This is a genomic window from Mycobacterium sp. (assembly GCF_049585075.1).
Lineage (GTDB): Bacteria > Actinomycetota > Actinomycetes > Mycobacteriales > Mycobacteriaceae > Mycobacterium.
In genome coordinates this window covers 1-4,642 of sequence record NZ_JBAUZA010000499.1, presented here as the reverse complement: position 1 = coordinate 4,642, position 4,642 = coordinate 1, and the positions used below count along the sequence as shown (strand labels likewise).

Genomic DNA, 4,642 nt, shown 5'->3' with positions numbered 1-4,642 from the left:
GTCGTGGCGGGGCGCCACGCATGAGCGCATTCCCGCGGCAGCGTCCGCGTCGACTCCGCTCGACTCCGGCGTTGCGCCGGTTGGTGGCGCAAACGTCGCTGGAGCCAAGGCATCTGGTGCTTCCGATGTTCGTCGCCGACGGCATCGACGAGCCGCGGCCGATCACCTCGATGCCCGGTGTGCTGCAGCACACCCGCGAATCGTTGCGGGCCGCCGCCGCGGCGGCGGTGGCCGCCGGGGTGGGTGGGCTGATGCTCTTCGGCGTGCCTCGCGACGAGGACAAGGACGCCACCGGGTCGGCGGGCTGCGATCCCGACGGAATCCTCAACGTCGCGTTGCGCGATCTGGCCAAGGACCTCGGCGATGCCACCGTGCTGATGGCCGACACCTGCCTGGACGAATTCACCGACCACGGGCATTGCGGGGTGCTCGACGAGCGCGGCCGCGTGGACAACGATGCCACCCTGTCTTGGTATGTGAAATTGGCTGTAGCCCAAGCAGATTCGGGTGCACATGTGGTCGGTCCCAGCGGCATGATGGACGGCCAGGTCGCGGCTATCCGCGATGGGCTGGACGCCGCCGGCCACGCCGACGTCGTGATTCTGGCGTATGCCGCCAAGTTCGCCTCGGCGTTCTACGGACCGTTCCGCGACGCCGTGAGCTCGAGCCTGTCCGGCGATCGGCGCACCTACCAGCAGGAGCCGGGCAATGCCCGCGAAGCGCTGCGCGAGGTGCAGCTGGACCTCGACGAGGGCGCCGACATCATCATGGTCAAACCCGCGATGGCCTATCTCGATCTCGTCTCAGCCGCGGCCTCGATCTCGCCGGTGCCGGTCGCCGCCTACCAGGTGTCGGGGGAGTACGCGATGATCCGCGCAGCAGCCGCAAACGGCTGGATCGACGAGCGGGCCGCCGCGCTGGAGTCCTTGACCGGTATCCGCCGGGCCGGCGCCGACATCGTGCTGACGTATTGGGCCGCCGAGGCGGCGGCCTGGCTGTCGTGACGGGTCCCGTCCCGCCGCAGCCGCCGGGGGCACCGGAACCGCACACCCGGCCCGTCGACGTCGACACCGGGTTTTGGCTGTGGCTGGTGGCGTTGCCGTTGATGGTGATCGGCTACGCCGCCGACATGGTTGGGTCGTCGGGCGGTCGCGGATCGGCGCTGCTCTACGTCGCATCAGGGCTTTTCACCGCCGTGTCGTGCGCAATCGTGGTGACTTTCCTGATCCTGATGCGGGCCGGATATCGCTGGGCCCGCACGGTGTTGAGCGGCGGCGGGATCGCCGCCGTGATCTACATCGCGACCCGGCTGTTCACCGTGACCTGGCCACCGATGTACGCAGTGATCTGCGGCGTTGCCGGGATCGTCGGATCAGTGCTGATCGCCGGCGGGATGTTCCTACTGCACCGCAGCGACGCCCACGCGTACTTCACCAGATGAGCAGTCGACAGGGCCCCCAGGTGGTTTGGGGTCGGATGCAGCAGGGATGATGATTCTGTGACCGCAGGCACGGATACCGAGGCCGCTCCGCTCTTTCGCGAGGTCGGCGCCAGCTGGTACTGGGTGCTGGCCGGCCCGCTGTCGGCCGGGGCCATTCTCTGGATCGAGAAGTCCAACGGTTACGGCTGGCAGTTCGCGGTGCCCCTACTGTTTTTGGTACTCGTGACCGGTTTCGTTGCGCTGCAGGTCAAGGCGGCGCGTATCCACACGTCGGTGGAGCTGACCAAGCAGACGCTGCGTCACGGCACCGAAACCATCAAGGTCGCCGAGATCGTCAAGGTCTACCCGCCAGCCGACCATCCGCTGACATCCGAAAAGGAGCTGGAGCGTTGGCAGACCGCCCGGGCGCTCGGTGAGCTGGTCGGGGTGCCCAAAGGCCGGATGGGCATCGGTCTACGACTCAGTGGCGGTCGCACGGCGCAAGCTTGGGCGCGCAAACACCGGCACCTGCGCGCAGTGCTGACCCCGTTGGTCGAGGAGCGCGTCGGACCGAACAGTCCACCGCCCGAGCCGCACAACGACGACGGCGACGACGCCGAATCACGCTGGTGATGGCCCGATTTCGGGCCGTTGTTGAGCTCGCCCTAGCGTGCGCCGCGGTTGCCGGCTGCGCGATCAGCTGGTCGGAAGTGCGCTCCACCGTGCCCGTCGCACCCGTGGCCGACGGTCAGCCGGTCACCACGTCGGTGATCTACGACCCGTCGCTGCTGCTGGTGACGCTGCTGCTGGCGACGGCGGCCGGGATGCTGGCGGTGGTCGGAGTGGCCCGGCTGCGCCGAGCCGGGCGGCGCGACCGATTTCAGGATGCCAACCAGGCCAGCTCGCCCGGAAGCTGTTGACGCCAGAACTCCGCGTCGTGGCCGCCCGCGTAGAACCCGCCGGCCGGCTGCCGGGGCAGCTGGTTGACGAATTCTCGTGTGGCGACGTAGAAGCCATCGCCGGTGCCGCAGTCCACCCGCAACGGAATCGACGTCAGGTCTGCGGTGTTAACCGTGGAGTTCTTCCGGAAGTCGTCGAGGCTGTCGAAAGCGTCGCGCGGTGCTCCCCAATACGTCAGGTAAAGCGCGGGGCTGATCGCGCTGATCGCGAAGGTCCGGGTCGGGCCCAGTCGAGAGCCCAGCCGCATCGCCCCGTATCCGCCCATCGACCAGCCCATGAACGCCACTTGCGACGTGTCGAGCCCCTTGGCGGCCAGCATCGGAATCAGCTCGTTGAGCACCATCGCGCCGGAGTCTTCACCCGAGGCCCGCGGCCGCCAGTAGTTATTGCCGCCGTCGACGCTGACCACCGCAATCGACGGTTTGCCGGTGGCGGGCAGTTTGGCCAGGGCGTCCTCGACACCAAGGCTCATCACCCCAGCCGCGTCGCTGTCCAGCCCGTGCAGGGCGATCACCGTGCGCAACGGGCCGGTCTGGCCGGGCGGGCGAGCGATGATCCACTTGGTGTTCTTTCCGCCGCGCGCCGCGGAGATGAACGAGCCCTCTTCGCGGGTGGGCAGCGGACTGCTCGCCGGGGCGGGCGCGGCACGGGTCGCATCCGGCAGCGCGCCCAGCGCCCACAGACCCGCTGCCCCGATACCGGTGGCCCCCAAGCGCAGGAATGTCCGGCGGTTCGACTGACGGGTCATGGCATTCACCAGCGAATCGTGCCAAGCCAACGGGCGCTGAGCGGCAACGGTCCGACAACAGTCCGGCAACAACGCCTGGCGGTGACGCCGGTCACCAGCGAGGGACCGCTGCGTTTGGTACAAAGTGCAAAATATGTAACACTGTCCCATATGACCGAGTTGATCGAGCCCGAGACGACGACCGACGCCCTGCCGCTGGGGCCGCAGTCGTTGGTGTGGCGTTACTTCGGCGACAACCGGATGTTCTTGATCGGCCCCCGTCCCGCGGTGCTGCAGAACATGCTCGCCGAACTCGGCCAGGGCGTGCTGGACCACTCGGTGTTCTTCGACGACACCGCGGCCCGGGTCAAACGCTCGTTACCGCCGATCTTCATGACCGTCTACGGTTCCGATGGCGACCACCCCGGCCAGCAGGTGCGCGATTTCCATCGCGCCATCAAGGGTGAAATGCCTAGCGGCGCACGGTATCACGCGTTAGATCCCGACACCTACTACTGGGCGCACGCCACGTTCGTCGAGCAGGTGCTGTACTTCGCGGACACCTTCGTCAAACGCCTCACCGACGACGAGAAGGAACAGATCTACCTCGAGTCGAAGACCTGGTATCGCCGCTACGGCGTCAGCGAGCGGCCGATGCCGGCCGACTACGCCGAGTTCCAGCGGTACTGGGACCATATGCTCGACCAAGTCATGATCGCCCATCCGACCGCCAAATACGGTGTCGGATATGTGACTAAAGGATTCCCCTGCCCCAAGGGCATCCCGCCGCTGCTGTGGCGCGCGCTCTCGGTGGCGTTCAATCCGGTCGCGGCATTCTTGACCACCGGTGGCCTGCCGCCGCGGGCGCGCACCCTGCTCGGTCTGCCCTGGAGCGATCGCCAGGAGCGCCGCTACCAGCGTTTCGCCGCAATGTGGCGGTCACGGCCGGTCAACTGGCTATGGGATCATCTTCCGATGCGACTGCGCTACAACGGGTTTGCCCGTGCCGGTTACGCCCGCTGACTCCGCCGCCACCGCCATCCTCGACGCCGCCGTCGTCGAGTTCGAACAGCACGGCTTCCGTCGGGTCGCGCTCGACGATGTAGCCCGCCGCGCGCGGGTCAGCCGCACCACGATCTACCGGCGATTCGCCGGACGCGACGAACTGGTCGGGGCGGTCATCGACCGAGAAAACACGGTGCTATTCGCCAACATCGCCGAGGAGCTGAAAAGCCGTCGGCCACAATCGAATTACTATGTCGAGGCGTTCACGCTGTCGATTCTGCGCTTCCGCCAGCACCGCGTGCTGACCCGCATGCTCGCCGACGAGCCCGGCCTGATGCTCGAGCTGGCCCACCAGCATTGGGATGCCGCGGTCGAACGGATGGCGGCCGCATTGCGCATCATCTTTCCCGACGGCTTCGCCGAGCGGATCGGGGACCAGGCTGTCGACGAGCTGGCCGAAACCATCTTGCGCTATGCGGCGATGGTGCTGGTGATGCCTGGCCGCAGACCCTTGGACACCGCCGACGACA

At 67.3% G+C, this 4,642-nt stretch carries 7 protein-coding genes; 6 read left to right on the top strand and 1 reads right to left on the bottom strand.

Features of this window, described 5'->3' with window-relative positions; genetic code table 11:
- Positions 1-20: 20 nt before the first annotated feature.
- From hemB to WB785_RS23500, 4 genes are read left to right on the top strand one after another with little or no spacing between them, the layout of a single operon-like run.
- The gene (gene hemB / locus WB785_RS23515; RefSeq protein WP_424082316.1) at positions 21-1,004 is read left to right on the top strand and encodes a porphobilinogen synthase; all 984 of its coding nucleotides are present in this window, start codon (positions 21-23) and stop codon (positions 1,002-1,004) included.
- Positions 1,001-1,441 (top strand): hypothetical protein, encoded by a 441-nt coding sequence (locus WB785_RS23510; RefSeq protein ID WP_424082314.1) that lies wholly within the window; start codon positions 1,001-1,003, stop codon positions 1,439-1,441. Before hemB ends, WB785_RS23510 begins: the two co-directional genes overlap by 4 nt.
- Positions 1,442-1,498: 57 nt before the next feature.
- Positions 1,499-2,053: a DUF3093 domain-containing protein gene (locus WB785_RS23505; RefSeq protein ID WP_424082312.1), complete on the top strand. Its 555-nt coding sequence runs from the start codon at positions 1,499-1,501 to the stop codon at positions 2,051-2,053.
- Positions 2,050-2,340 carry a hypothetical protein gene (locus WB785_RS23500; protein ID WP_424082311.1) on the top strand — a complete coding sequence of 97 codons (291 nt, stop codon included), beginning with the start codon at positions 2,050-2,052 and terminating at the stop codon, positions 2,338-2,340. Before WB785_RS23505 ends, WB785_RS23500 begins: the two co-directional genes overlap by 4 nt.
- Here WB785_RS23500 and WB785_RS23495 read toward each other — a convergent pair.
- The gene (locus WB785_RS23495; RefSeq protein ID WP_424082309.1) at positions 2,301-3,128 is read right to left on the bottom strand and encodes an alpha/beta hydrolase; all 828 of its coding nucleotides are present in this window, start codon (positions 3,126-3,128) and stop codon (positions 2,301-2,303) included. The genes WB785_RS23500 and WB785_RS23495 overlap by 40 nt on opposite strands.
- 150 nt (positions 3,129-3,278) lie before the next feature.
- On the opposite strand from WB785_RS23495, the gene WB785_RS23490 reads away from it, so the two are divergent.
- Together WB785_RS23490 and WB785_RS23485 are read left to right on the top strand one after the other, a co-directional pair.
- On the top strand, positions 3,279-4,130 hold the full coding sequence (locus WB785_RS23490; RefSeq protein ID WP_424082307.1) for an oxygenase MpaB family protein: 852 nt from the start codon (positions 3,279-3,281) through the stop codon (positions 4,128-4,130).
- Positions 4,111-4,642, top strand: a 532-nt coding sequence (locus WB785_RS23485) for a helix-turn-helix domain-containing protein (RefSeq protein WP_424082305.1), incomplete at its 3' end; no start/stop codon positions are given. The genes WB785_RS23490 and WB785_RS23485, both read left to right, overlap by 20 nt.

Bases quoted from the DNA above. Each gene is read 5' to 3' on its own strand.
- hemB (WP_424082316.1), top strand. From the start codon at position 21: ATGAGCGCATTCCCGCGGCAGCGTCCGCGTCGACTCCGCTCGACTCCG.
- WB785_RS23495 (WP_424082309.1), bottom strand. From the start codon at position 3,128: ATGACCCGTCAGTCGAACCGCCGGACATTCCTGCGCTTGGGGGCCACC.
- WB785_RS23490 (WP_424082307.1), top strand. From the start codon at position 3,279: ATGACCGAGTTGATCGAGCCCGAGACGACGACCGACGCCCTGCCGCTG.